The 2,218-nt window shown below is 58.8% G+C and carries 2 protein-coding genes; both read right to left on the bottom strand.

The window, feature by feature from the left end:
• Window positions 1–228: 228 nt before the first annotated feature.
• Window positions 229–618 carry a hypothetical protein gene (locus AWB76_RS38530; protein ID WP_061165316.1) on the bottom strand — a complete coding sequence of 130 codons (390 nt, stop codon included), beginning with the start codon at window positions 616–618 and terminating at the stop codon, window positions 229–231.
• A gap of 4 nt (window positions 619–622) precedes the next feature.
• The coding region (locus tag AWB76_RS38525; RefSeq protein WP_157696342.1) for a CdiA family toxin C-terminal domain-containing protein at window positions 623–2,218 on the bottom strand (1,596 nt) is incomplete at its 5' end.

The raw sequence follows: 2,218 nt of genomic DNA, 5'->3' as shown, positions 1-2,218 counted from the left end.
TGGGTTGTTGTGTTCGTTTCGGGCGTTTGTTGCTGGCGGCGTGGCGGTCAGACGGAACGATGACCCGTAAACGGAACGCGGGCCGTGAGTGCGATTACACTCACGGCCCGCTGGTCAATATCAACTCGCTCAAGCGTTGACTATGGACAATGCCAGTTCAGGAATACGGCCATCCATAGCGAAACGATCGCCTGCGCACAATGCTTGCGGCCCCTGGCGATTCAAGCTTTACAGGCCGGACAGTGCTGCTTTCAGACGATCCAGATCCTGCTTTCGTTCTGGATGGCGAACCTCATAGACGTTGGCTATTGCTTCGACGTACCGACGAAATGTCTTGTCATCGCAATAAAACTCCGGGTTCTCCATGGGATAAACCTCTGGCTCAACAAAACTTCTAAACGTTGAACCTTGTGGCCACCCTTCATCGAATTCTTCTCGATGCTCGATGATCCAACCGGGCTCGCCTCCTATGCCCGCAACGCGTTCTTCAAAAGAAATCACACTAATTAAGTCATCTAAACGATGATCGGCAAAGATGACATCAAGCGCCAATTTCAGCGCCGCATCTTGATCGAAGAGCGGATGAAACCCGCCAAACGCCTCTTTGAAATAGTCCATAACCTCAATCACCTAATGGATGCACGTTACCAACATAGGGCAGACCAGTCTTACGGTCGATATTGATGTACGCCCGCAGGTTCATCCCCCCTTCACTTAAATCAGCGCGTGTTTTGCTCGGATCCTTCAGATACGCCTCATACGCTCGCTGTCCGACGCGCTGCGACAGATCAAGCATTGCTTGATCACTGAATACCGACGGGTCGTACACAGTCTTCGACTCCTTGACAACACTCCCGTTCGGCTTCGTGTATTGATAGCCGAGTTCAGATATACCATTTGTACCGGTCGGATTCAAGTTATAGGTAGCATTTTTCCTATCAAGAGCCGCTTTCGCATTTTCTAAGTTGTGCGTACCGTGCAACGCCCCCGACTGTTTGAATCCATCAGGCCCAATGAGATGACGGGCCAAGTCAGTTCGATACGCCAGTCCGTCTGGATACGCGGGCGTCGAGGATGAACCTTCAGGAGACGCGGACTTCGGCGATGAACCTTCCGGAGACGCGGGCCCGAAAGATGGACCGTCCGGAACCATGTTGACGCGAAGCGACGGCACCGCGCGCTCGAACATCCTTTCGATCTGCGGCCCGAACGCCGTCGCGCCTTCCCTCAGCAACGGTCCAGCTTTGCCAGCGTAGGGTGCCGCGCTCAGCGCGAGTTCCCACGGTCTCGTCGGCATCGACGATCCCGTGAGATCGCCCCATGCGCCGTGAGCGTCCGCCAGTCCGTGCAAGCCGAGCGCGTTGAGTGCATCGCCAATCTGCTCGTTACCACGCTGAGCTGTCTTGCGGACATCGTCGAGCCAGCCGATCGGCTGATCTGCCCACTTCGCGACGCTCTTCGCCCGATCCAACATCGACGGGCTCGCGTCCCCGTCAGACCAACTCGCGCTACGGTTTCCAAAGTCGATCGGAGCCGCGTCGTCGGACCAGTCGTTTGCGCCTCGGCCAAAGTCCAAGCCTGCCGCATTGCGAGCCGCGTCAAGCCGCGCGGCCGCTGCTGCCTTCGCCGCATGCTGGGCCCGCTGCTGAGCCAATGCACCGTTCGCCGATGCCGCAAACTCCGGACCCAGCGCTTGCTTGAGCGCCACGTCTTGCGCTCGCGACTCCGCTATCGAGTCGTTGGCCATCCGGCCAAACTGGTTCTGCAACCCGCCAATCAGCGCTTGCTCACGGAGCCCGCTCTGCAACGACCTGTCCCAGTTCGCCTGCTGCGCGAACTGCTGCCCCGGGTCGGCGCTGTATGCGCGCGCGGCATTGGCGACGATCTCATCGATGTCACCATTCGCGCCGTGCAACGTGCTCGCACCAAGTGCGTTCGCAGCAGGCGTTGGGTTCGATTCAACAGTGACATTGCCTTGAGCGCCGTCAATATTTCTACTGTTCGGCGTCGCATCGTCTGGCGCGTCGGCCTCATGCGGAGCGGCACGCATGTCGTTCGACGCGGGCAGCGCACCCGGCATCGCCGTGTCGGGCGACGGCTGCGCCGCGGGCGTCGCCGGCGCGCGTTCGTCGATGCGCGCTAGCAGCCGTTGCGCCGCTTTGCCGAGGCTGTTGTTTTGCTTCGCCGTCTCTTCGAGCGTGCCGTTGTTGAGATCGTT

The sequence above is a fragment of the Caballeronia temeraria genome (genome assembly GCF_001544795.2).
GTDB lineage: Bacteria > Pseudomonadota > Gammaproteobacteria > Burkholderiales > Burkholderiaceae > Caballeronia > Caballeronia temeraria.
This window is presented reverse-complemented; position numbering and strand designations above follow the sequence as displayed.